Raw genomic sequence first — 21587 nt, 5'->3', positions numbered from 1 at the left:
ACTTGATTTCAATGGAGAACATGGCCGACAAGGCACTCCCGCCCATTCCCGTCAAACGCTACTTCACCATCGGTGAGGTCGGCGAACTCTGCGGGGTGAAACCGCATGTGCTGCGCTACTGGGAGCAGGAGTTCACGCAGTTGCGCCCGATGAAGCGGCGCGGCAACCGGCGCTACTACCAGCACCACGAGGTGCTGATGATCCGCCGCATCCGCGACCTGCTGTACGACCAGGGCTTCACGATCAGCGGTGCACGCAACAAGCTGCAGGAACTGGTGCAGCACGAACGCGACCGCCGCAAGGCCGGCGAGGTTCCGCTCGAAGGCATGGAGGCCGTCGAGATCGATCACGAGGCGTTCGAGGCCGCGCTGCACGACGAAGAAGCTGCACCGAACGCGGCCCGCAGTGTCGACCTGTCGCAGTTGTTGCAGCTTCGCCGCGAGCTTTTTGAAATTCGTGAGTTGCTGACTGTCGGACGCTGAAAAGAGAAGGCTATAATCGAGAGCTTCGGTGTGTGGCGCAGCCTGGTAGCGCACTTGCATGGGGTGCAAGGGGTCGAAGGTTCGAATCCTTTCACACCGACCAACAATCATCGTCAGATGGAACAACGGGTCAGAGCCACAAGCTCTGACCCGTTTTTTTTGTCGTCTTCGAGAGATGCTCGTTTCGTCGAGCCGCGATCAGTCGCGCGATGAATCCGGCGCACTCAGTTCGCCGTTCCATGAATTGAACAGGTAGCCGCCCGTCGCATCCTGCAGCGTTGCCTGGACCTCGATCAGCGTGTTGATCTCGTCGAGCGTTTCGTCGAGGTCGTCGATGTCGATCTCGAAGCGTGCATTGCACCGGCGCATGCCGGCGGCATGCGCCGTGCCTTCGGCGATCTCGATGGCCTCCGCGTTCACGTGCGGCGCGGCGGACAGCCTGATCCGAAGGGCGGGCCCGTCGTCCTCCCATCGAACGACGAGCGCCTCGCCATCGGCGGCCACATCCAGGCCTTGCTCGGTCAACAGGCGCGAGGCCTCGTTCAGACCGGGGCTGGAGTCGCTCGATGCGAAGAAGACCATGGAGACGTCGTCGGCCATAGGCGGAGGTTCCTCGAAACTGGGATGGGAGGTCATTGTGCCGGGCCGACCGAGCCCCTCCCTCGAGCGCTACGCCGTCGCCCGGACTTCGAAGAACGCCTCGTCCGTATCGCCCAGATCGCGGAAGCCTGCTGTCCTGGCCGTGTCGTAGGCCTTGGCCCAGCGGCGCGCGAGCACGATGTCGGCCTTCGAGAGTTCGTTCTCGCTCGATTCGCTCGCGTTCTGGAAGGCGCGCAGCGCCGGCAGCACGTCGCCGCCCAGTTGCCGCTCGAGCTCGCGCTGGAAACGCCGCTGCGCCAGGCCGATGGCTTCGTCGCTGGCGTGGGCATAGTCGGCCAGGAGCACCTCGTAAGCGGCGGGAGGCTCGGTGTCGAGTTCCGTGGAAGACAGCGCGGGCCCGGCTTTCTGCCGCGCTGGCGGTGCTTCTTCGAAGGGCTCTGGAAGGGCGCCATCGACGATGGCCGGTTGATGGAACAGCTCAACTTGGGTCATGGGAAGAATCGGCGTGGAAATACTGTTTGAATATACAGTGATTTCGCGACAAGCAGATGTCCGAAAGCGATGCGCCGATCCGTGCCGCCTGAAGCCGCGCGCCCGCGCGATATCGCCGCCAACCCTTTACCGACCGTCACAACTCCGCCGGCGCCTGACATGTTCCTGAGACCTTGTCGCGAGAATAATCCCGCACTCAAGAAAAAAATGGACATCCGATGCAGCACATCGAAATCCTCAAGAAGGGCGGCTTCGTTGCACGCCGCCACATCCAGGACCGAGAAAATGGCGAATGGCCCGCGTGGGTGACTTTCGAGAAGGAAGGCCAGGCCACTCGGCGCATCCGCCACGGCATCGGCACCTTCAGGTCCGAAGAAGAGCTTCTCTCGAACTGCGTCGCCTTTGCCCATCGCATGATCGACGAAGGAAAGACGGGCTTTCGCCTCTGAACCGCTGGGCCTCGACGCTGGGCCCTCGCACTCTCAGGTAGCGCGCACGCTCACAGCGCCGCGCTCGACGCTCACCGAGCCGCCGCCGGGCCTCTCAGAGACTGCCGAAGCCGGTCTGGCCGATGACGACATGCTCGCGTTCGACCCGAGGCTTCGGCTGTCGTCGCGGCTTCTCCGCCCGCAGGATGGCCAGCATGGCCATGAGGGCGGCGCCGGCACCGATGCCGGCTATGAAAACGAAAGCAATAAAGAAAGGGTCGGATGCTCGCATGCGGTCCTAACGTAAGTTCGCACCCCACGGTTTACAGGGGGTTACACATATACGTTTGTACCGCAAGCCAGCAGGGACCGGAAGAGCAGAGCCCCCACCCGTGACGGGCGTGCTACAGAACCCTGGCCCGCTTGGGTGGGCCTCGGCGCGGAGGCTTCCTGCTGCTCAGGCTGGCGAGGGCTCGTTCCACGTCCCGCTGGGGCAGCAGCTGCGACTTGCCGCAGTTCTTGCAGCGGTAGGGTTTCAGCCACGGAAAGAAGCGCATCCAGGCCTGCTGCGGGCTGCTGTCCAGATGCTCGATGCTGCAGGGGCAGGGCGAAAACGGGTTGGCCATGAAATTCCCGGCGCGGGCGCGGTGTTGCGTGGTCCCTGGGAGGCTCTCCGGCCATCCGCCGAGAATTGTTGCAGTGCATTGTTAAATCTCTCTTAGAGGCGCCCGCCGGCATCAGACCTGTCCTTCCCGCTTCGATCGCATCGGCGCCATGCGCCCCTGCACCAGGCTGCGCCAGGCCCATTCCAGGGGGCCGAGCCGGTAGCGCCGCAGCCACCAGCAACTCGCGGCCGCTTGCAGTGCCAGGATCGCCATGCAGGCCACGGCCAGGCCCGCCACGCCGAACTTCGGGCACAGGCCCGGGCCGACGCCGTAGAACAGGCTCAGGCCCACCAGCATCTGCACGAGACCGTTGCTCCATGCCATGCGCCCCAGCGGTGTCAGCTTGCGCAGCCGGCGCCGCCAGGCGGCATGCTGGAACAGCAGCACGAAGGCCGCGATGCAGAAAAGCCCCTGGGCCAGCGCCGCCACCGCGTGCGGCAGGCCGGTCGTGAGTCGACCTGCCGGAACGTGCATCGCGAGCAGCAAGCCCGTCGCGAGGCTCGCCAGCAGCAGCCGGCGCCAGAACCGCCGATGGGCCACCGACTGCCGCAGCACCTCCGCATGGCCGAAGACAAGGCCGGCCAACAGTCCCGCCAGCACGAGGAGCGGCCACGAGACGGCGGCGCCCGTGAAGTCGAGCGGCGAGAAGCCGCGCAGGCCCACGACCGGCACGCCGAACAACGCGAAGCCGCGCAAGGCATCGACGAGTTCGAGCCGGCGCGGCCTGGCGGCTTCCGCGACGGCAGCAGTGCGGGCCATCGGCCAGGTCGAAGAAAGAGGAAGAGGCGGCGTGGCGAGTCCGAGGGTCATCGATGTGCGGCAGGGTCTGCGAAGCGATGGAGGGAACCCGGCATGGCGCGGCAGGCCGCCAGGTGCGAGACGCCATGGCCGTGGGCGATGCGCGTCGGCCACCGATGCTAGGCAGGCGCATTGCCTCAACATTACGCAGGCTGCGTGGGCCGTCGCCTCGTGGTAGAAACCGCCGCCCGCATCGCCTTCCGGTGCGTCCATCCCCTTTGTCACACCCATCCGCTTCGTCCGCCACCTTGCCCGCAGACCGCATTGGCCGCGCATGGCCGACGCTCGTCCTCTGGTTCACGCTCGGTTTCGCGCTGCTGCTGGGCGGTTGCGCGGGCCTGCCCACCGAGGTCGCGCGCCGGTCGTCGGTGACGATCCCGAACGGCGCCGACACCACGCTCGGCCGCCTCGTGGCGGCGACCGCGCCGCGCAGCGAAGACGAGCCGCTCAGCGGCTTCCGCCTGCTGCCGATGGCGCAGTTCTCGCTGCATGCGCGCATCGAGCTGATGCGCCGCGCCGAGCGCTCGATCGACGTGCAGTACTACCTGGTGCAGAACGACGAGACCGGCCGCTACCTGCTGCGCCACCTGCGCGATGCGGCCAGGCGCGGCGTGCGCGTGCGCCTGCTGGTCGACGATCTCTACACGGCCGGCGCCGATCCGCTGTTCCGGGGCCTGGCCGCGTATCCGAACGTCGAGGTGCGGATGTTCAATCCGTTCCCCGCGGGCCGCGAGCACTTCGGCACGCGCTGGACCGCGTCGCTGCTCGACTTCAACCGCGTGCACCGCCGCATGCACAACAAGCTGTTCGTGGTCGACGACACGATGGCGGTGATGGGCGGGCGCAACATCGCCAACGAGTACTTCCTGCGCGACGGCGGCTCGAACTTCATCGACATCGACACGCTGGTGGCCGGGCCCGTGGTCCACAAGCTGTCCTCGCTGTTCGACATCTACTGGAACAGCCCCTACGTCTACCCGATCGAGTCGCTGGTGTCGGCCGACGGCGCATCGCCGCAGGCACTGCGCTCGCGCTTCGACGAACTCACGAGCGGGCCGGGCACGCCCGAGCCCGAACAGCCTTCGGCCACCGATCTGCTGGGCCACCATCCGCTGGCCGCCGACCTCGACGCAGGCCAGTTGCAACTGGCCTGGGCGCGCGCCGAGGCTTACGCGGACGCGCCCGCCAAGGCGCTGGCGCCCGAGGAGAGCCGCGGCGCGCCGGCCGACGTCTCGCCCGACAGCGTGCAGTTCAACCTGCAGCGCCACTTGCGCGGCGCGCGCACCGAAATCATGCAGACCACGCCCTACCTGATCCCGGGGCGCGGCGGCATGGAAACCATCCGGCACGTGCGCGGCAACGGCGTGGGCTACATCATGGTCACCAACTCGCTGGCGGCCACCGACGAGTCGCTGGTGCACATCGGCTACCGCCGATACCGCGCCGAGATGCTGCGCCTGGGCGTGGCGCTCTACGAGCTCAGTCCCAAGCGGGTCGAGCAGAGCCGGCGCTTCGGCATGTACGAGACCTCGAGCGGCCGGCTGCACGGCAAGTCGGCGGTGATCGACGGGCGCACGGTCTTCATCGGCTCGATGAACTTCGATCCGCGCTCGGTGCTGCACAACACCGAGATCGGCCTCTTCATCTTCAGCCCGCAGATCGCGCAGCAGCTCAACAGCCTGATCGGCTTCATCCGACTCGACGGCGCCTACCAGCTGCAGCTCGGGCCGCGCGGTGGCATCGAATGGGTGAGCCCGGCCGCGGGCGATGGCGCCGACACCATCCTGCACACCGAGCCCGAGACGAATTTCTGGGCGCGCTGGCGGCTCGAGCTGCTCGCTCCGCTGGTGCCCGAGAGTCTGCTGTGAGGCTCGCTTACTGCTGCAGCCGGCCGCTCAGGTAGGGCTCGGGATCGACGGCCACGCCGTTCTTGCGGATCTCGAAGCGCAGCTTCACGCGGTTGGCATCGCCGCCCGATCCCATCTCGGCGATCTTCTCGCCCTGGCGCACCACCGCGCCTTCCTTCACGAGGATGGTGCTCGCGTGGGCATAGGCGGTGAGGAAGGTCTCGTTGTGCTTGACGATGACCATATTGCCGTAGGCGGCCAGCTCGTTGCCCACGTACACCACGCGGCCGTCGGCCGAGGCCACGATCGGGTCGCCGAGGTTGCCGGCGATGTCCACGCCCTTGTTGCGCACGCCGTCGAAGCGGCCGATGGTGGTGCCGGCGGCGGGCCGGATGAACATGGCCTGGCGTTGCGGCGGGGCCGTCGTGGTGCGACCGGGCTGCTGCATGGGCGGCAGCGGCGTGGTTGTGCAGGCGGCGATGCCGGCGGCGAGCAGCGCCGCGGCGCCGATTCGGAAAACGGAAGTCTGAAGGTGCATGGCGCTCGGTTGGAACGGGGGCGTTCTGAAGGGTTCCTTCGGATCTCGGGGCCGGGTGGTCCCGGCCGGTCGATGCTAGCAAAGTCGCCGGCACGTTCCCATCGGGCCGGCAGGGACTTCCCGCGCGCGGCTTCAGGCGATCACTTCAGCGGGATCGGCGTGCCGCGGTCGATCGGCACCGCGGTGACGCTGTTCTTCGGCGAGCCGTCGATCAGCAGGTCGGAGTAGGTGAGGTAGACCAGCGTGTTGCGCCGCGCGTCGACCATGCGCACCACGCGCAGCCGCTTGAACAGCACCGACAGCCGCTCGCTATAGACCTCTTCGCGCTTGGGCAGCGGCTGCGTCACGTTCACCGGGCCGACCTGGCGGCAGGCGATCGAGGCCTCGGCCTTGTCCTCGGCCACGCCGAAGGCGCCCGCGATGCCGCCGGTCTTGGCGCGCGACACGTAGCAGGTCACGCCGTTGACCTTGGGGTCGTCGTAGGCCTCGATCACGATCTTGTGGTCGGGGCCGATCAGCTTGAAGGCGGTGTCGACCTCGCCCACGGTCTCGGCGCGGGCCGCGGTGGCGGCCAGCAGGGCGGTGGCGAACGCGAGCGCCGCGCCGCGTCGAAGGGAGATGGCGTGCTTCATCGGTTCAGACGATGTCGATCGTGTGGACGCGGTCGAAGCTGCCGCGGCGCCGATCCTCGAAGTAGTGCTGCAGCGCCTCGCGCACCGTGCGGAAGGCGATCTCGTCCCAGGGAATCTCCTCTTCGGCGAAGAGCTTCGCTTCGATGGTCTCGTGGCCCGGATCGAAGCGGTCGTCGAGCAGGCGTGCGCGGTAGAACAGGTGCACCTGTCCCACGCGCGGCACGCTCATCACCGCGAACAGGCCCTCGATCTCGAAATTCGCACCGGCTTCCTCGTCGGTCTCGCGCGCCGCGCCCTGGGCCGTGGTTTCCTCGAGCTCCATGAAGCCCGCCGGCAGCGTCCACTTGCCCCAGCGCGGCTCGATGTTGCGCTTGCACAGCAGCACCTTGTCGCCCAGCACGGGGATGGTCCCCACCACGTTGAGCGGGTTCTCGTAGTGGATCGTGTTGCAGGCCGGGCAGACGGCGCGTTCCTTGGTGTCGCCGTCGTCGGGCACGCGGTAGACCACCGCGGTGCCGCAGTTCTTGCAATGCTTGATGGGGATGCGCAGCAGCATGGGGCGGGCGTGCTCGCGGCCTCAGACGATCTTGACGGTCAGCACGGGCAGGCCGGCGACTTCGCCCACCAGCGTGTCGCCCGCGACCACCGCCGCCACCCCTTCGGGCGTGCCGCTGTAGATCAGGTCGCCGGGTTGCAGCTCCCAGGCGGCCGACAGGTGCTCGATGGTCTCGGCCACGTTCCAGATCAGCTTGCTCACGTTGCTGCGTTGGCGATCGGTGCCGTTCACCTGCAGCGAGATCTCGGCCTTCTCGGCATCGCCGGCCTGTGCCACCGGCACGATCGGGCCGATCGGCGCGCTCTGCTCGAAGCCCTTGCCGATGTCCCAGGGGCGGCCCTGTTTCTTCATCTCGTTCTGCAGGTCGCGGCGGGTCATGTCCAGGCCCACGGCGTAGCCGAAGATGTGCTTGTGCGCGTCGGCGGCCGCGATGTTCTTGCCGCCGGTGCCGATCGCCACCACCAGTTCGATCTCGTGGTGCAGGTTCTTGGTCAGCGTGGGGTAGTCCACGGTGCCGGTCTGGCCGGCCTCGACCACCACGGCGGCGTCGGCCGGCTTCATGAAGAAGAACGGCGGTTCGCGGCCGGTGAAGCCCATTTCCTTGGCGTGATCTTCGTAGTTGCGGCCCACGCAGTAGATGCGGTGCACCGGGAAGCGGGCGGTCTGTCCGACGACGGGAACGGAAACGGTCGCAGGCGGGGCGAAGACGAACTCGGAGGCCATGGAAAAGTATCCTTTGGAGGCGAAGCGGGAGAGGGGGAAGCCGGCAGTGTGCCAGAGGCGCCGGCCGGCCGCCGGGCACCGGGGCCGGCCATCAGGGTATGCGGGCCGAGGTGCCGCGTTCAGGGCGCAGAATACGGCCCGTTTTCCGCCCCGCCACCGCTTCGCTCCTCCCCATGCCCCTTCGATTCGGAAAAGCCGGCAAGGCCCAGGCCTGCAACGACCTCGGCAACACGCGCCAGGACGACGGCGACGAGGACGGCGCGCTGCAGGCCTATGCCGAGGCCAGCAGCCACCGTCCCGACTGGGCCGTGCCCTGGTACAACGCCGGCCTGATCCACAAGTACCGCGGCGACTGGGCCGCCTCGCTCGAGGCCAATGCGCGCGCCGTGCAGTGCGATCCGGGCAACGAGGGCGCGGTCTGGAACCTCGGCATCGCCGCCACCGCGCTCGGCGACTGGGCCACGGCGCGGCGCGCCTGGCGCCTCTACGGCATCCCGCTGGCCGAGGGCGAGGGCCCGGTCGACCACTTCGCCGGCCTGACGCCGATCCGCGTGCATGGCGACGAGGCCAGCGAGGTGCTGTGGGCCGACCGCATCGATCCCGCGCGCGCCATCCTGCGCAACGTGCCGCTGCCGGGCTCGGGCCACCGCTACGGCGATCTCGTGCTGCACGACGGCGCGCCCAACGGCTACCGGCTGCACCAGGGGCGCGAGGTGGCGGTGTTCGATGCGCTCGCGCTGATCGCGCCTTCCGACTACGCCACCTTCGAGCTCTGGATCGAGGAGGCGTCGCAGGACGAGATCGCCACCCTGATCACGCGCTTCCACGCGGTGGGCGACGGCGCCGAGAACTGGAGTCTCGGCATCCGCATGCTGTGCGCGGCCTGTTCCGAAGGCCGGCCCTACGGCGACGGCGAGGGCCACGAACATCCGGCCGACCAGACCGTGGGCCCGCGCGGGCCCTGGCGCCTGGGCCTGGCCACGCGCGGGGAGGCCGCGGCGCGCGCCCTGCTCGACGACTGGCAGCGGGAACATCCCGCGGCCGCCCCGCGCGACCTGCGCTGCGTGCTTGCCGCAGCGCCCCGCTCATGAATCGCACCGACGCTATCCTCGAAACCATGACCATGAAGCTGCACAACTACTTCCGCTCCTCCTCCTCGTTCCGCGTGCGCATCGCGCTCGAGCTCAAGGGACTCGACTACGAATACATCCCCGTGCACATCGCGCGCGGCGAGCACCGCACCGGCCCGTACGCGGCGATCTCGGCCGACAAGCTGGTGCCGATGCTGGAGGACGAGGGCGAGCGCTTCTCGCAGTCGCTGGCGATCATGGAGTACCTCGACGAGGTGCATCCCGAGCCGCCGCTGCTGCCGAGCGATCCCGCGGGCCGTGCCCACGTGCGCGCGCTGGCGCAGTCGATCGCCTGCGAGATCCATCCGCTGAACAACCTGCGCGTGCTCAAGTACCTGGTGAAGGACCTGAAGCTCGACGAGGAGGCCAAGAACGCCTGGTACCGCCACTGGGTGCGCGACGGCATGCTGGCCTTCGAACGCCAGCTCGCGCTGCAGCCCGCCAGCACCTTCTGCTGGGGCGAGAAGCCTACGCTGGCCGACTGCTGCCTGGTGCCGCAGGTCTTCAACGGCCGCCGCTTCGACTGCGACTTCAGCGACCTGCCGCGCAGCATGGCCGCCTTCGACGCCTGCATGCAGCTCGACGCCTTCCAGCGCGCGCAGCCCTCGCAGTCGCCCGACGCGGAGGCCTGATGGCGCAGCCCTGGCTGGTGCCCGACTGGCCGGTGCCGGCCCATGTGCGCGCGGTCTGCACCACGCGCGAGGGCGGCGTCTCGCAGGGGCCTCAGGGGCGTTACGCCAGCTTCAACCTCGGCGACCACGTCGGCGACGACCCGGCCCATGTCGCGGCCAACCGCGCGCGGCTGCGCGAGGCGATCGGCACGCGGCCGGTGTTCCTGCAGCAGGTGCACGGCACGGGCCTGGTGTCGCTCGATGTGCCAGGCGTGGCCGACGGCACCGCGGCCGATGCCTGCACCGCCACGGTGCCGGGCACGGCCTGCACGATCATGGTCGCCGACTGCCTGCCGGTGCTGTTCTGCGACACCGCGGGCCACCGCGTGGCGGCCGCCCATGCGGGCTGGCGCGGGCTCGCGGGCGGCGTGCTGGAGCAGGCCTTCCGCTCTTTCGAGGACGACGGGCAAGCCGGCAGCGAGGTCATCGCCTGGCTCGGCCCCTGCATCGGCCCCTCGGCCTTCGAGGTCGGCGCCGAGGTCAAGGCCGCCTTCGAGGCCCATGCGCTCGAGGCGGCCGGCTGCTTCCGGCCGGGCGCCGCGCCAGGCAAGTGGCTGGCCGACCTGCCCGCGCTCGCGCGCCAGCGGCTGCGCGCGCTCGGCATCGATCGGATCCACGGCAACGACGGCGGCGACGCCTGGTGCACCGTGCGCAATGCCTCAGGGTTCTTTTCGCACCGGCGCGACGGGGTCAGCGGGCGTTTCGCCGCGCTGGTCTGGAAGGTCTGAATGCCCGGCCTGCGCCGCCAGTTCCTCGGCGGCCGCGCGCCGTGCCGCCTCCTGCGCGGCCAGCTCCTTTTCCTTCAGCGCCCGCCGCCGCGCGGGCGTGCTCATCAGGTAAACCACCAGTGTCACGGGGGCGAGCCCGTACAGTAGAAAGGTGATGATGGCGCCGAGCACGGTGCCGGTGGTGTTGGTGGCCTCGGCCACCGCCATCATCAGCACCACGTAGAGCCAGCCGATCACGACGAGATGAATGAACATGGGAAAAGGAGAGCGGGGCGAACGAAAGAGGAAGTAAAGCGTGTTTCCACACCGGCCGTGCGATGACGGCCACCGGGGTCCGGACCGCGCCGGCGCGGCGTTGTGAGCGTCTTGCGAATGCAGCATACTCAAACGACGCAAAGCCATCCGGATCGATTTCAGGCGAGGAGCAGGAGACACCATGACGAAAGCAACGGGGGCCGACGCGTTCGAACCCTTTCAACAGGCGCTCACCCAGGGGTGGCGCAAGGCGCTGGAGTCCTTCCAGCAGCCGGCCGGGCAGGGCGCCTGGACCGGCAATGGCAAGCCCCTATGGCAGATGCCGCAAATACCTGAGATGCCCGGCATGCCTTCCTTGGGCGCGATGCCGGAATTGCCCAAGTTCTCGATCGATCCCGCGGCGCTGCAGGCCATCCAGCAGCAGTACATCGCCGAGGCCACCGCGCTCTGGGGCCAGGGCTTCCAGGCCAGGCCCGAGGGCGACCGGCGCTTCGCCGGCGAGGCCTGGAGCGGCAACCCGCTGTCGGCCTTCTCGGCCGCGATCTACCTGCTCAATGGCCGCACGCTGCTGAAGATGGCCGAGGCCATCGATGCCGACGAGAAGACCAAGGCGCGGCTGCGCTTCGCGGTCGAGCAGTGGATGGCGGCCTCGTCGCCGAGCAACTCGCTGGCCTTCAATGCCGAGGCGCAGAAGAAGGCCATCGAGACCCAGGGCGAGAGCATCGCCAAGGGCATCCAGAACCTGCTGCACGACGTGCGCCAGGGCCACCTGAGCATGACCGACGAGAGCGCCTTCGAAGTGGGGCGCAACGTCGCCACCACCGAGGGCGCGGTGGTGTTCGAGAACGCGTTCTTCCAGCTGCTCGAGTACAAGCCGCTGACCGCCAAGGTCTACGAGCGCCCGTTCCTGCTGGTGCCGCCGTGCATCAACAAGTTCTACATCCTCGACCTGCAGCCCGAGAACTCGCTGATCCGCTATGCCAACGAGCAGGGCCACCGCGTGTTCGTGGTGAGCTGGCGCAATCCCGACGAGTCGCTCGCGCAGGCCACCTGGGACGACTACATCGAGCAGGCCGCGATCGAGGCCATCCACCGCGTGCAGGAGATCAGCGGCAGCCCGCAGATCAACACGCTGGGCTTCTGCGTCGGCGGCACCATCCTGTCGACCGCGCTCGCGGTGCTGGCCGCGCGCGGCGAGAAGCCGGCCGCCTCGGTCACCTTGCTGACCACCTTCCTCGACTTCAGCGACACCGGCATCCTCGACATCTTCGTCGACGAGCCCATGGTGCAGTACCGCGAGATGCAGCTCGGCAAGGGCGGCCTGCTGCCCGGCGGCGACCTGGCCTCCACCTTCAGCTTCCTGCGTCCCAACGACCTGGTCTGGAACTACGTGGTGGGCAACTACCTCAAGGGCGAGACCCCGCCGCCCTTCGACCTGCTCTACTGGAACAGCGACGCCACCAACCTGCCGGGCCCGTTCTACGCCTGGTACCTGCGCAACACGTACCACGAGAACAAGCTGGCAGAGCCCGATGCGCTCACGGTCTGCGGCGAGAAGATCGACCTGCGCCGCATCGACATCCCGGCCTACGTCTACGGCTCGCGCGAGGACCACATCGTGCCGATCGGCGGCGCCTACGCCTCGACCCAGATCCTGCCGGGCAAGAAGCGCTTCGTGATGGGCGCCTCGGGCCACATCGCGGGCGTGATCAACCCGCCGGCCAAGAACAAGCGCAGCCACTGGATCCGCGCCGACGGCAAGCTGCCGAAGACGCAGGCCGAATGGCTGGCCGGCGCGCAGGAGCATCCGGGCAGCTGGTGGACCGACTGGTCCCAGTGGCTCAAGGGCCACGCGGGCAAGCAGATCCCCGCGCCCAAGACCTACGGCAAGGGCAAGGCCTACCAGGCCATCGAGCCCGCCCCGGGTCGCTACGTCAAGGCCCGTGCCTGACGCACCGCATTCGCGAATTTCAAATCACCTCAACGGAGAACCTCATGGAAGACATCGTCATCGTTTCGGCCGCGCGCACCGCCGTCGGCAAGTTCGGCGGCTCGCTCGCCGGCATCGCGGCCACCGAACTGGGCGCCATCGTCATCAAGGAAGTGATCGCGCGTGCCAACCTCACGCCCGAGCAGGTCGGCGAAGCCATCATGGGCCAGGTGCTCGCGGCCGGTGCCGGCCAGAACCCCGCGCGCCAGGCGTGGCTCAAGAGCGGCGGCGCCAAGGAAACGCCCGCGCTCACGATCAACGCCGTCTGCGGCTCGGGCCTGAAGGCCGTGATGCTCGCGGCCCAGGCGGTCGCCACGGGTGACAGCGACATCGTCGTGGCCGGCGGCCAGGAGAGCATGAGCCTCGCGCCGCACGTGCTGCCGAACTCGCGCAACGGCCAGCGCATGGGCGACTGGAAGCTGGTCGACACCATGATCGTCGACGGCCTGTGGGACGTCTACAACCAGTACCACATGGGCATCACGGCCGAGAACGTGGCCAAGAAGTACGGCATCGACCGCGCCGCGCAGGACGAACTGGCGCTCGCCAGCCAGACCAAGGCCGCCGCCGCGCAGGACGCCGGTAAGTTCAAGGACGAGATCGTTCCCGTCACCATCCCGCAGAAGAAGGGCGACCCGGTCGTCTTCGACAAGGACGAGTTCATCAACCGCAAGACCAGCGCCGAAGGCCTGGCCGGCCTGCGTCCCGCCTTCGACAAGGCCGGCGGCGTGACCGCGGGCAATGCCTCGGGCCTGAACGACGGCGCCGCCGCCGTGCTCGTGATGACCGCCAAGAAGGCGGCCGCCCTCGGCCTCAAGCCGCTGGGCCGCATCGCCAGCTATGCCACCGCCGGCCTCGACCCCGCGATCATGGGCATGGGCCCGGTGCCCGCCTCGACCAAGGCGCTGCAGCGCGCCGGCTGGAAGGCCGCCGACCTCGACCTGCTCGAGATCAACGAAGCCTTCGCTGCGCAGGCCTGCGCCGTGAACAAGGAAATGGGCTGGGACATCAACAAGGTCAACGTCAACGGCGGCGCCATCGCCATTGGCCATCCGATCGGCGCGTCGGGCTGCCGCATCCTGGTGACGCTGCTGCACGAGATGCAGCGCCAGAACGCCAAGAAGGGCATCGCCTCGCTGTGCATCGGCGGCGGCATGGGCGTGGCGCTCACCATCGAGCGTTGATCCCCCAGCAGCTGCCGTCGTCGCTCAGAGCGACATCGACGGCCGCTGCGCCATCGCCGCGCGCCATCGCATCAGCTCGGGGTGCTGTTCCCCGGGCTTCACGCGCACGATGCGCGCGAAATCCACCGCCACCACGGCGGTGATGTCGGCCAGGCTGAAGCGGTCGGTCGCGATGAACTCGCGGCCGGCCAGCCGGTCGTTCAGCGTCTCGAAGAAATGCTGCACCCGCGCCAGCCCGCGCTGCGCGAGCTCGGGGATCTGCGCGTAGTTCACCGGGCCCGGCAGCGCGCGGTCGGCCATGGCCGGCGAGCCGTTGCGCAGGGTCTCGGCGATCGCCAGCAGGCCCTCGAATTCCACGCGCCAGTGCCAGCTCGCGACCTCGGCCTTCTCGACCGGCGTGCGGCCCATCAGCGGCGGCTCGGGATGGCGCGCCTCAGCCCAGGCCGCGATGGCGGCGTTGTCGGTCAGCAGGCCGTCTTCTTCGGTGCGCAGCGCCGGCACCGTGCATTGCGGATTGATCGCGCGGTAGGCCGCGCCCAATTGCTCACCACGAACCAGGTCGACCTGCACCGTCTCGTGGGCAATGCCCTTCTCGGCCAGCAGGATGCGCGCGCGGCGCGGACTCGGCGCTGTGGCGCAGTCATAGAGAATGATCATCGTCTGTCCAACTCCTGGAACTCATTGCATGAATGGCACGACCGCCTATACGCCGCCCACCGTCTGGTCCTGGAACAAGGAAAGCGGCGGCCGCTTCGCGAACATCAATCGCCCGATCGCGGGTGCCACCCATGAGAAGGACCTGCCGGTGGGACGGCATCCGCTGCAACTCTATTCGCTGGCGACGCCCAACGGCGTGAAAGTGACGGTGATGCTCGAGGAACTGCTGGCGCTGGGCCACGCGGGCGCCGAATACGACGCCTGGCTGATCCGCATCAGCGAGGGTGACCAGTTCGGCAGTGGCTTCGTGGCCGTCAATCCCAACTCCAAGATTCCCGCGCTGCTGGACCGCAGCGGCGCCACGCCGATCCGCGTGTTCGAGTCGGGCGCGATCCTGCAGTACCTGGCCGAGAAGTTCGGCAATGCCTTCCTGCCGACCGAGCGCGCGGCGCGCGCCGAATGCCTGTCGTGGCTGTTCTGGCAGATGGGCAGCGCGCCCTACCTGGGCGGCGGCTTTGGCCACTTCTACGCTTACGCGCCGACCAAGATCGAGTACGCGATCGACCGCTTCGCGATGGAGGTCAAGCGCCAGCTCGACGTGCTCGATCGCCGGCTGGCCGAGAGCCGCTACCTCGCGGGCGACGACTACACCATCGCCGACATCGCGGTCTGGCCCTGGTACGGCGCCCTCGCCAAGGGGCAGCTCTACGAATCGGGCGAGTTCCTGCAGGTGAGCGAATACAGGAACGTGCTGCGCTGGAACGACGAGATCGCGCAACGCCCCGCGGCGCAGCGCGGCCGCATGGTCAACCGCGCCTGGGGCCAGCCTGAGAGCCAGCTGCACGAGCGCCACGACGCAGGCGACTTCCAGACCCGCACGCAGGACAAGCTCGGCGCCAACCGGGGCTGAGCCTGTTGATCTTGTACACCGCCCGTTTTTTGAGCAAAGTGTGGAATCTCTTTATAAAACAACGACTTAAATTCGTTTTACAAGGCTCCACATGAGTTGTCCCCAAAGTTGTGCACAGAAAGTGGGGATGAAGCGGCGGAACTCAGGAGTCGCGCGCAAGTAGGCGCAGTCCCACGGAAAACCTCCCTCAGGCGCCGGCCGCATCGGCCGCGTAGTGGCGGCACAGCGTGGCCACCAGCGCCTGCGCATACACCGGCAGCGCCGCGCGTTCCCTCACCAGCAGATAGCGCTCGCGCACGCACCAGGCGTCGCTGAGCTCGATCAGCGCGAGCTTCATGCCCTCCTGGTTGCGGCGCGCGGCCGACTCGGGCACGACGCCGATGCCCACGCCGCTGCCGATCATCCGGCACATGGCGTCGAAGCTGCCGAGCTGGATGCGCAGCTTCTGGCGCTTGCCGATGCGGTCCGTGACTTGCCCCAGGAAAGCCTGCAGCGTGCTGCCCTGCTGCATGCCGATGGCGTCCTCGTCAAGCGTCTCGGCGAAGGCGATGGTGCGCAGGTGCGCGAAGCGGTGCTGGCGCGAGGTCACGAGCACCAGCCGGTCGGTGCTGAAGTGGATCGATTCCAGGCCCAGGGTGTCGACGCTGCCCGCGACGATGCCGATGTCGGCGCGTCCGTCGCGCACGCCGCGCGGGATCTGAGCGTTCGGTTTTTCCTGAAGGTCGACGTTGATGCGCGGATTGGCGGCGAGGAAGGCCGGCAGGATCTCGGGCAGGAAGTCGGTCACGGCCGTGGTGTTGGCGAACACGCGCAGGTGGCCGCGCAGGCCGCCGCCGTACTCGAGCAGGTCGCTGCGCAGTTGGTCGGTCTGGTTCAGCAGCAGCCGCGCGTGGTGCAGGAAGGCCTCGCCCGGCGGCAGCAGGCGCACGCCGCGCGCCTCGCGCTGCAGCAGCTGCAGGCCGGCCTGGTTCTCGAGCGCCTTGATGCGCGCGCTCGCCGCGGCCAGCGACAGGTGCTGCCGGTCGGCCGCGCGCGTGAGGCTGCCGAGCTCGGCCGTGGCCACGAACAGCCGCAGGTCGGTGAGGTCGAAAAGCATGGCCCGATGGTAGCAAGCGACCGCGAGGCTTCGGCAAGGCCGAAGGCTGGGTTCCGAAATCGGAGATTGCGCCGACGTGGAGGCGCGGCGCACCATGCCGCCATGGCCGGGGAGCACCGCGGCCCTTACAACACACCGGAGACAGGCATGGGTTCTCGCGCAACGGCGCTTTCTTCTTCTCTTTTCTCGTGGTTCGCCGGGGCATGGATCGCCGTGCTGTCGGCCGGCGCCTCGGCGCAGCCGGCGGCCAGCACCTATCCCACGCGCCCCGTCACCTTGATCGTGCCGCAGGCCGCGGGCGGCACCAACGACATCGTCGGCCGGCTCGTGGGCCAGAAGCTCGGCGAACTGCTCGGCGTCGGCGTGGTGGTCGACAACCGCCCCGGCGCGGGCGGCAACATCGGCACGCAGCTCGCGGCCAAGGCGCCGAAGGACGGCCAGACGCTGCTGATGACCATCAGCAGCAGCCAGGCGATCAACCCCGCGCTCTATCGCAACCCGGGCTTCGATCCCGAGAAGGACTTCAAGCCCGTGGGCCTGATCGGCGCCGTGCCCAACGTGCTGCTGGTCAACCCCGGCTTCGCCGCCAAGACCCTGCCCGAGTTGCTGGCGCTCGCGCGGCAGAAGGGCGCGCACTACCAGTACGCCTCGGCCGGCAACGGCACGCTCAACCACCTGCTCGGCGAGATGCTCAACAGCATGGCCGGCCTCTCGCTCGAGCACGTGCCCTACAAGGGCGTGGCACCGGCCATCAACGACGTGCTCGGCGGCCAGTTGCCGATCGTGTTCGCGAGCCTGCCCTCGGCGCTGCCGCACATCAAGGCCGGCAAGCTGCGCGCGCTGGCCGTCAGCGGCGCGAAGCGCTCGCCGGCATTGCCCGACGTGCCCGCCATCGCCGAGGCGGTGCCGGGCTACGACGGCACCCTGTGGATCGGCCTGTTCGCGCCCGCCGGCGTGCCGGGCGAGGTGCTCGCGAAGCTGCAGGACACCATGCACAAGGCGCTGGCCGCGAAGGACCTGCGCGAGAAGCTCGAGCAGCAGGGCGTGGAGGTCGCGCCGCCGACCTCGCCCGAGCAGTTCGCGGCGCTGCTGCACGACGACCTCGGCAAGTGGGCGCGCATCGTCAAGCAATCGGGCGCCTCGGTCGATTGACCCGGATTCAGGAGAACGGATGACCCCACACGACACCCCCGCCATCGACGCCGCCGCGCTCGCCGGCCTGCAGGCCTGGCAGGGCCGCAGCGAAACCCTGCACGACCAGATCGTCGCGAGCCCGGTGCGCGCGCTCTCGGCCACGCTCGACCGCGACGATCCCTCGCCGGCCGCCGGCACGCCGCTGCCCGCGCTGTGGCACTGGCTCTATTTCCTGCCGCACCACCGCCAGTCCGAGATCGGCCCCGATGGCCACGCGAAGCGCGGCGGCTTCCTGCCGCCGGTGCCGCTGCCGCGCCGCATGTGGGGCGGCGGCCGGCTGCGCTGGGAGGCCGGCAATCCGCTGGCCGTGGGCGACACGGTGGAGCGGCGCTCGACCATCGTCTCGGTCGAGCACAAGACCGGCCGCAGCGGCGAGCTGGTGTTCGTGCTGGTGCGCCACGAGGTGCACAACGCGCGCGGCCTCGCGCTGACCGAGGAACACGACATCGTCTACCGCGCCGCGCCGCAACCCGGCGAGGCCGCGCCGGCGCCCAAGGTCGCGCCGAAGGACGCCACCTTCAGCCGCGACATCGTGCCCGACGACGTGCTGCTGTTCCGCTACTCGGCACTGACCTTCAACGGCCACCGCATCCACTACGACCGGCGCTACGTCACCGAGGTCGAGGGCTATCCGGGCCTGATCGTGCACGGCCCGCTGATCGCGACCCTGCTGGTCGACCTGCTGCGCCGGCACACGGGCGATGCGCCGCTCGCGCGCTTCGAGTTCCGCGCCGTGCGGCCCACCTTCGACATCGCGCCGTTCCGCGTGCATGGCAAGCCCGGCGCCGACGGCAAGAGCTTCGCACTCTGGGGCGAGGACGCCGAGGGCTGGCTCACGATGCAGGCCACCGCGGTGCTGGCCTGAGCTTCTTCTTTTCTCGGGAAATCAAGCCATGACAAGACCCCTCGACGGGATCACGGTGGTGTCGCTCGAACATGCGATCGCGGCGCCTTTCTGCACCCGCCAGCTCGCCGACCTCGGCGCGCGCGTCATCAAGGTGGAGCGCCCGGGCGTGGGCGACTTCGCGCGCGCCTACGACCAGCGCGTGGCCGGCGAGGCCTCGCACTTCGTCTGGGTCAACCGCTCGAAGGAAAGCATCTCGCTCGACCTCAAACAGCCCGCCGCGCTCGAGGTGCTGCAGGAACTGGTGGCTGGCGCCGACGTGCTGGTGCAGAACCTCGCGCCGGGCGCCGCGTCACGCATGGGGCTGGGCGCGCAGGCGCTGCAGGCCAAGTACTCGCGGCTCATCGTCTGCGACATCTCGGGCTATGGCGAGGACGGCCCGTACCGCGACAAGAAAGCCTACGACCTGCTGATCCAGAGCGAGGCCGGCTTCCTCTCGGTCACCGGCACGCCCGAGGACCCCTGCAAGTCGGGCAACTCCATCGCCGACATCGCCGCGGGCATGTATGCCTACACCGGCATCCTGGCCGCGCTGCTCCAGCGCGGCAAGACCGGCAAGGGCTCGCACATCGACGTCTCGATGCTCGAGTCGCTGGCCGAGTGGATGGGCTTTCCGATGTACTACGCCTACCAGGACGCGACGCCGCCGCCGCGCAGTGCCGCCTCGCACGCCACCATCTATCCCTACGGCCCGTTCCCGGCGGGCGACGGCGGCACGGTGATGCTGGGGCTGCAGAACGAGCGCGAGTGGAAGCTGTTCTGCGAGAAGGTGCTGCTGCAGCCCGCGCTGGCCACCGACGCGCGCTTCGACAGCAATGCGCGGCGCAACGAACACCGCGAGGAACTGCGCGCCATCATCGTCGGCCTGTTCGGCGCGCTGAGCACTGCCCAGGTGCTCGAGCGCCTCGACGCCGCCCAGATCGCCAACGCGCGCATGAACGACATGGCCGGGCTCTGGGCGCATCCGCAGCTGCAGGCGCGCGAGCGCTGGCGCCAGGTGGACTCGCCGGCCGGGCCCATTCCCGCGCTGCTGCCGGCCGGGCGCCAGAGCGCCTTCGACTACCGCATGGACGCCATCCCCGCCGTGGGCGAGCACACCGACGCGATCCTGCGCGCGCTGGGCCGCAGCGAGGAACAGATCGCGGCGCTGCGCGAGACCAAGGCCGTATGAGCGCCCAGGCCCTGGGGCTCGCGCGCACCTTCCTGTTCGTGCCGGCCGACCGGCCCGAGCGCCATGCGCGCGCGCTGGCCAGCGGCGCCGGCGCGGCCATCGTCGATCTCGAGGACGCGGTCGCGCCGGAGCGCAAGGCCGCCGCGCGCGAGGCCCTGCCCGAAGTCTTCGGCGCGCTGCCCGCGGCCGACCGCGCGCGCCTGCTGCTGCGCATCAATGCGCCCGGCACGCCTTGGCATGCCGACGACCTCGCGCTGGTCGCGCGGCTCGCGGCGGCGCGCGCCATCGCGGGCGTGGTGCTGCCCAAGGCCGAGAGCGCCGACCAGTTGGCACGGCTGGCCGAGGCCGCCGGACCGCAAGCCGTGCTGGTGCCGCTGATCGAATCGGCCGCGGGCCTCGCGGCCATCGATGCGATCGCCGCCGCGCCCCAGGTGCTGCGGCTGGCCTTCGGGCACCTCGATTTCCAGGCCGACCTCGGCATGGCCTGCGACGCGCAGGAGGCCGAGCTGGTGCCGGTGCGGCTCGCGCTGGTGCTGGCCTCGCGCCGCGCCAACCTGGCCGCGCCCATCGACGGCATCGCGACCGACTGGCGCGACCCCGAGCGGCTCGCGGCCGAGGCGGCGCGCGCGCGGCGCGGCGGCTTCGGCGCCAAGCTCTGCATCCATCCCGCGCAGGTCGCTACGGTGCATGCGGCGCTCGGGCCCGGCGCCGAGGAGGTGGCGTGGGCGCGGCGCGTGGTCGAGGCCGTGGCGCAGGCCGGCGGCGGGGTCGTGAACCTCGACGGCCGCATGGTCGACGCGCCGGTGGTCAGGCTCGCGCAGCGCCTGCTCGCGCTCGCTGCGCAGGCCTGAGCCTTTCCAGGACATTCATTCGTTCATCAACCCAAGGCAAGAAGAAGGAGACAAGAGACATGAATGCATCGAACCCCGCGCGCCAGCGCCGCCCCCTGCGCCTCGCCGCGGCCGCCGCCCTGGCCATCGGCCTCGTGGCCGCGCCCTGGAGCGCCTCGGCCCAGGGCGCCTGGCCCGACAAGCCGATCGTGATGGTGGTGCCGTACTCGGCCGGCGGCCCGACCGACGTGGTGGCGCGCATGCTCGCGGTGCCCATGGGCAAGTCGCTGGGCCAGACGGTGGTGGTCGAGAACACGGTGGGCGCGGGCGGCACCATCGCGCCGACGCGCGTGGCCAAGGCCGCGCCCAACGGCAACACCATCCTGATCCACCACATGGGCATGGCGACCGCGCCCGCGCTCTACAAGAAGCTCAACTACGACCCGCTCAAGGACTTCGAGTACATCGGCCAGGTGATGGACGTGCCGATGACCCTGCTGTCGCGCAAGGACTTCCCGGCGAACAACTTCCAGGAGCTGCTGACCTACGTGAAGGCCAACCGCGACAAGGTCTCGCTCGCCAATGCTGGCATCGGCGCGGTCTCGCAGCTCTGCGGCATGCTGTTCGCGCACCAGATCGGCGTGCAGCTCACGACCGTGCCCTACAAGGGCGCCGGCCCCGCGCTCAACGACCTGATGGGCGGGCAGGTCGACCTGCTGTGCGACCAGACCACGCAGACCGCGCCGGTGATCAAGGACGGCACGCGCGTGAAGGTGTTCGGCGTGACCACGCCCAAGCGGCTGTCGAGCATGCCCAACCTGCCCACGCTCGACGAGCAGGGCCTCAAGGGCTTCGAGGTGAAGGTCTGGCACGGCATCTACGCACCCAAGGGCACGCCGCCGGCGGTGCTCGAGAAGCTCAACGTCGCGCTGCGCGCGGCCCTGCAGGACGACATGGTGAAGCAGCGGCTGGCCGAGCTGAGCTCGGAGATCGTGCCGCTCGACAAGCAGACGCCCGAGGGGCTGCGCACCCATCTGGTGGCCGAGATCGACAAGTGGGGCAAGGTGATCAAGGCGGCCGGCGTCCAGGCCGACTAAGGCATGAGG

Annotated in this window: 25 protein-coding genes and 1 tRNA gene; 15 read left to right on the top strand and 11 right to left on the bottom strand. The window is 69.1% G+C overall.

Going from position 1 to position 21587, the window contains the following annotated elements:
* Nucleotides 1–20 precede the first annotated feature (20 nt).
* Nucleotides 21–482, top strand: coding sequence for a MerR family transcriptional regulator (locus BM109_RS11390; protein ID WP_093343462.1), 462 nt, complete (start codon nt 21–23; stop codon nt 480–482).
* A 26-nt stretch (nt 483–508) separates the two neighbouring features.
* Nucleotides 509–585, top strand: a tRNA-Pro gene (locus BM109_RS11385).
* A 95-nt stretch (nt 586–680) separates the two neighbouring features.
* Here the strand turns inward: BM109_RS11385 and BM109_RS11380 are convergent.
* Both BM109_RS11380 and BM109_RS11375 read right to left on the bottom strand, forming a co-directional pair.
* Nucleotides 681–1082, bottom strand: coding sequence for a hypothetical protein (locus tag BM109_RS11380; RefSeq protein ID WP_093342888.1), 402 nt, complete (start codon nt 1080–1082; stop codon nt 681–683).
* Nucleotides 1083–1151: 69 nt separating this feature from the next.
* Entirely contained in the window at nt 1152–1574 is a 423-nt protein-coding gene (locus BM109_RS11375; RefSeq protein WP_256222503.1) for a hypothetical protein, read from the bottom strand.
* 218 nt (nt 1575–1792) lie between these two features.
* Between BM109_RS11375 and BM109_RS11370 the strand changes: the two genes are divergently transcribed.
* Nucleotides 1793–2023, top strand: a complete 231-nt coding sequence (locus BM109_RS11370; RefSeq protein WP_093342886.1) for a hypothetical protein — start codon at nt 1793–1795, stop codon at nt 2021–2023.
* A gap of 94 nt (nt 2024–2117) precedes the next feature.
* Here BM109_RS11370 and BM109_RS41185 read toward each other — a convergent pair whose 3' ends face one another.
* Together BM109_RS41185 and BM109_RS11365 are read right to left on the bottom strand one after the other, a co-directional pair.
* The gene (locus BM109_RS41185; RefSeq protein ID WP_177239319.1) at nt 2118–2294 is read right to left on the bottom strand and encodes a hypothetical protein; all 177 of its coding nucleotides are present in this window, start codon (nt 2292–2294) and stop codon (nt 2118–2120) included.
* A 445-nt stretch (nt 2295–2739) separates the two neighbouring features.
* Entirely contained in the window at nt 2740–3477 is a 738-nt protein-coding gene (locus BM109_RS11365) for a DUF418 domain-containing protein (protein ID WP_177239318.1), read from the bottom strand.
* A gap of 236 nt (nt 3478–3713) precedes the next feature.
* Here BM109_RS11365 and BM109_RS11360 point away from each other — a divergent pair, with 236 nt between their 5' ends.
* Complete coding sequence (locus BM109_RS11360) at nt 3714–5333, top strand: phospholipase D family protein (RefSeq protein ID WP_177239317.1); 1620 nt, start codon at nt 3714–3716, stop codon at nt 5331–5333.
* A gap of 7 nt (nt 5334–5340) precedes the next feature.
* Here BM109_RS11360 and BM109_RS11355 read toward each other — a convergent pair whose 3' ends face one another.
* The 4 genes from BM109_RS11355 to BM109_RS11340 form a co-directional block, all read right to left on the bottom strand.
* Nucleotides 5341–5850 (bottom strand): murein hydrolase activator EnvC family protein, encoded by a 510-nt coding sequence (locus tag BM109_RS11355; RefSeq protein ID WP_093342883.1) that lies wholly within the window; start codon nt 5848–5850, stop codon nt 5341–5343.
* A gap of 140 nt (nt 5851–5990) precedes the next feature.
* Nucleotides 5991–6482, bottom strand: coding sequence for a CreA family protein (locus BM109_RS11350; RefSeq protein ID WP_093342882.1), 492 nt, complete (start codon nt 6480–6482; stop codon nt 5991–5993).
* Between the two features lie 4 nt (nt 6483–6486).
* Nucleotides 6487–7038 (bottom strand): NUDIX hydrolase, encoded by a 552-nt coding sequence (locus BM109_RS11345; RefSeq protein ID WP_093342880.1) that lies wholly within the window; start codon nt 7036–7038, stop codon nt 6487–6489.
* Between the two features lie 21 nt (nt 7039–7059).
* Nucleotides 7060–7761 (bottom strand): fumarylacetoacetate hydrolase family protein, encoded by a 702-nt coding sequence (locus tag BM109_RS11340; protein ID WP_093342879.1) that lies wholly within the window; start codon nt 7759–7761, stop codon nt 7060–7062.
* Between the two features lie 173 nt (nt 7762–7934).
* On the opposite strand from BM109_RS11340, the gene BM109_RS11335 reads away from it, so the two are divergent.
* Genes BM109_RS11335 through pgeF form a run of 3 tightly spaced genes read left to right on the top strand, consistent with a single transcriptional unit; the run spans nt 7935 to nt 10290 of the window.
* Nucleotides 7935–8852, top strand: a complete 918-nt coding sequence (locus BM109_RS11335) for a tetratricopeptide repeat protein (RefSeq protein WP_093342877.1) — start codon at nt 7935–7937, stop codon at nt 8850–8852.
* A gap of 32 nt (nt 8853–8884) precedes the next feature.
* A complete protein-coding gene (gene maiA, locus BM109_RS11330; RefSeq protein ID WP_093343457.1) occupies nt 8885–9523 on the top strand; it encodes a maleylacetoacetate isomerase in 639 nt (212 codons plus the stop codon).
* Nucleotides 9523–10290 (top strand): peptidoglycan editing factor PgeF, encoded by a 768-nt coding sequence (pgeF, locus tag BM109_RS11325; protein ID WP_093342876.1) that lies wholly within the window; start codon nt 9523–9525, stop codon nt 10288–10290. Before maiA ends, pgeF begins: the two co-directional genes overlap by 1 nt.
* Here the strand turns inward: pgeF and BM109_RS11320 are convergent.
* Complete coding sequence (locus tag BM109_RS11320) at nt 10222–10545, bottom strand: hypothetical protein (RefSeq protein WP_093342874.1); 324 nt, start codon at nt 10543–10545, stop codon at nt 10222–10224. The genes pgeF and BM109_RS11320 overlap by 69 nt on opposite strands.
* 181 nt (nt 10546–10726) lie before the next feature.
* Between BM109_RS11320 and phaC the strand changes: the two genes are divergently transcribed.
* Both phaC and BM109_RS11310 read left to right on the top strand, forming a co-directional pair.
* Nucleotides 10727–12496 carry a class I poly(R)-hydroxyalkanoic acid synthase gene (gene phaC, locus BM109_RS11315; protein ID WP_093342873.1) on the top strand — a complete coding sequence of 590 codons (1770 nt, stop codon included), beginning with the start codon at nt 10727–10729 and terminating at the stop codon, nt 12494–12496.
* A gap of 44 nt (nt 12497–12540) precedes the next feature.
* Entirely contained in the window at nt 12541–13719 is a 1179-nt protein-coding gene (locus tag BM109_RS11310) for an acetyl-CoA C-acetyltransferase (RefSeq protein WP_057596639.1), read from the top strand.
* A gap of 24 nt (nt 13720–13743) precedes the next feature.
* On the opposite strand, the gene BM109_RS11305 is transcribed toward BM109_RS11310, so the two are convergent.
* Nucleotides 13744–14376 (bottom strand): glutathione S-transferase family protein, encoded by a 633-nt coding sequence (locus BM109_RS11305; RefSeq protein ID WP_093342872.1) that lies wholly within the window; start codon nt 14374–14376, stop codon nt 13744–13746.
* 28 nt (nt 14377–14404) lie between these two features.
* Here BM109_RS11305 and yghU point away from each other — a divergent pair, with 28 nt between their 5' ends.
* Nucleotides 14405–15286, top strand: a complete 882-nt coding sequence (gene yghU / locus BM109_RS11300) for a glutathione-dependent disulfide-bond oxidoreductase (protein ID WP_093342870.1) — start codon at nt 14405–14407, stop codon at nt 15284–15286.
* Between the two features lie 187 nt (nt 15287–15473).
* On the opposite strand, the gene BM109_RS11295 is transcribed toward yghU, so the two are convergent.
* Nucleotides 15474–16382 (bottom strand): LysR family transcriptional regulator, encoded by a 909-nt coding sequence (locus tag BM109_RS11295; protein ID WP_093342869.1) that lies wholly within the window; start codon nt 16380–16382, stop codon nt 15474–15476.
* A gap of 147 nt (nt 16383–16529) precedes the next feature.
* Here BM109_RS11295 and BM109_RS11290 point away from each other — a divergent pair, with 147 nt between their 5' ends.
* Genes BM109_RS11290 through BM109_RS11270 form a run of 5 tightly spaced genes read left to right on the top strand, consistent with a single transcriptional unit; the run spans nt 16530 to nt 21578 of the window.
* Nucleotides 16530–17534, top strand: a complete 1005-nt coding sequence (locus BM109_RS11290) for a tripartite tricarboxylate transporter substrate binding protein (protein ID WP_093342867.1) — start codon at nt 16530–16532, stop codon at nt 17532–17534.
* A 19-nt stretch (nt 17535–17553) separates the two neighbouring features.
* Nucleotides 17554–18441, top strand: a complete 888-nt coding sequence (locus tag BM109_RS11285) for an HTD2 family dehydratase (protein ID WP_093342866.1) — start codon at nt 17554–17556, stop codon at nt 18439–18441.
* Nucleotides 18442–18469: 28 nt separating this feature from the next.
* A complete protein-coding gene (locus BM109_RS11280; RefSeq protein ID WP_093342864.1) occupies nt 18470–19651 on the top strand; it encodes a CaiB/BaiF CoA transferase family protein in 1182 nt (393 codons plus the stop codon).
* Nucleotides 19648–20502, top strand: a complete 855-nt coding sequence (locus tag BM109_RS11275) for an HpcH/HpaI aldolase/citrate lyase family protein (RefSeq protein ID WP_093342863.1) — start codon at nt 19648–19650, stop codon at nt 20500–20502. Before BM109_RS11280 ends, BM109_RS11275 begins: the two co-directional genes overlap by 4 nt.
* 59 nt (nt 20503–20561) lie before the next feature.
* Nucleotides 20562–21578, top strand: coding sequence for a tripartite tricarboxylate transporter substrate-binding protein (locus BM109_RS11270; protein WP_093342861.1), 1017 nt, complete (start codon nt 20562–20564; stop codon nt 21576–21578).
* The last annotated feature ends 9 nt before the right edge of the window (nt 21579–21587 follow it).

Origin of the sequence: Variovorax sp. PDC80 (assembly GCF_900115375.1) — a bacterium.
Lineage (GTDB): Bacteria > Pseudomonadota > Gammaproteobacteria > Burkholderiales > Burkholderiaceae_C > Variovorax.
The sequence above is the reverse complement of the archived record's forward strand: the minus strand, read 5'-3'. Positions and strand labels throughout refer to the sequence as shown.

Bases quoted from the DNA above. Each gene is read 5' to 3' on its own strand.
- BM109_RS11340 (WP_093342879.1), bottom strand. From the start codon at position 7,761: ATGGCCTCCGAGTTCGTCTTCGCCCCGCCTGCGACCGTTTCCGTTCCC.
- BM109_RS11320 (WP_093342874.1), bottom strand. From the start codon at position 10,545: ATGTTCATTCATCTCGTCGTGATCGGCTGGCTCTACGTGGTGCTGATG.
- BM109_RS11275 (WP_093342863.1), top strand. From the start codon at position 19,648: ATGAGCGCCCAGGCCCTGGGGCTCGCGCGCACCTTCCTGTTCGTGCCG.
- BM109_RS11305 (WP_093342872.1), bottom strand. From the start codon at position 14,376: ATGATCATTCTCTATGACTGCGCCACAGCGCCGAGTCCGCGCCGCGCG.
- BM109_RS11370 (WP_093342886.1), top strand. From the start codon at position 1,793: ATGCAGCACATCGAAATCCTCAAGAAGGGCGGCTTCGTTGCACGCCGC.
- BM109_RS11375 (WP_256222503.1), bottom strand. From the start codon at position 1,574: ATGACCCAAGTTGAGCTGTTCCATCAACCGGCCATCGTCGATGGCGCC.
- BM109_RS11365 (WP_177239318.1), bottom strand. From the start codon at position 3,477: ATGACCCTCGGACTCGCCACGCCGCCTCTTCCTCTTTCTTCGACCTGG.
- BM109_RS11310 (WP_057596639.1), top strand. From the start codon at position 12,541: ATGGAAGACATCGTCATCGTTTCGGCCGCGCGCACCGCCGTCGGCAAG.
- yghU (WP_093342870.1), top strand. From the start codon at position 14,405: ATGAATGGCACGACCGCCTATACGCCGCCCACCGTCTGGTCCTGGAAC.
- BM109_RS11355 (WP_093342883.1), bottom strand. From the start codon at position 5,850: ATGCACCTTCAGACTTCCGTTTTCCGAATCGGCGCCGCGGCGCTGCTC.
- BM109_RS11380 (WP_093342888.1), bottom strand. From the start codon at position 1,082: ATGGCCGACGACGTCTCCATGGTCTTCTTCGCATCGAGCGACTCCAGC.
- phaC (WP_093342873.1), top strand. From the start codon at position 10,727: ATGACGAAAGCAACGGGGGCCGACGCGTTCGAACCCTTTCAACAGGCG.
- BM109_RS11295 (WP_093342869.1), bottom strand. From the start codon at position 16,382: ATGCTTTTCGACCTCACCGACCTGCGGCTGTTCGTGGCCACGGCCGAG.
- pgeF (WP_093342876.1), top strand. From the start codon at position 9,523: ATGGCGCAGCCCTGGCTGGTGCCCGACTGGCCGGTGCCGGCCCATGTG.
- maiA (WP_093343457.1), top strand. From the start codon at position 8,885: ATGAAGCTGCACAACTACTTCCGCTCCTCCTCCTCGTTCCGCGTGCGC.
- BM109_RS11350 (WP_093342882.1), bottom strand. From the start codon at position 6,482: ATGAAGCACGCCATCTCCCTTCGACGCGGCGCGGCGCTCGCGTTCGCC.
- BM109_RS11390 (WP_093343462.1), top strand. From the start codon at position 21: ATGGCCGACAAGGCACTCCCGCCCATTCCCGTCAAACGCTACTTCACC.
- BM109_RS11345 (WP_093342880.1), bottom strand. From the start codon at position 7,038: ATGCTGCTGCGCATCCCCATCAAGCATTGCAAGAACTGCGGCACCGCG.
- BM109_RS11270 (WP_093342861.1), top strand. From the start codon at position 20,562: ATGAATGCATCGAACCCCGCGCGCCAGCGCCGCCCCCTGCGCCTCGCC.
- BM109_RS11290 (WP_093342867.1), top strand. From the start codon at position 16,530: ATGGGTTCTCGCGCAACGGCGCTTTCTTCTTCTCTTTTCTCGTGGTTC.
- BM109_RS11335 (WP_093342877.1), top strand. From the start codon at position 7,935: ATGCCCCTTCGATTCGGAAAAGCCGGCAAGGCCCAGGCCTGCAACGAC.
- BM109_RS41185 (WP_177239319.1), bottom strand. From the start codon at position 2,294: ATGCGAGCATCCGACCCTTTCTTTATTGCTTTCGTTTTCATAGCCGGC.
- BM109_RS11285 (WP_093342866.1), top strand. From the start codon at position 17,554: ATGACCCCACACGACACCCCCGCCATCGACGCCGCCGCGCTCGCCGGC.
- BM109_RS11280 (WP_093342864.1), top strand. From the start codon at position 18,470: ATGACAAGACCCCTCGACGGGATCACGGTGGTGTCGCTCGAACATGCG.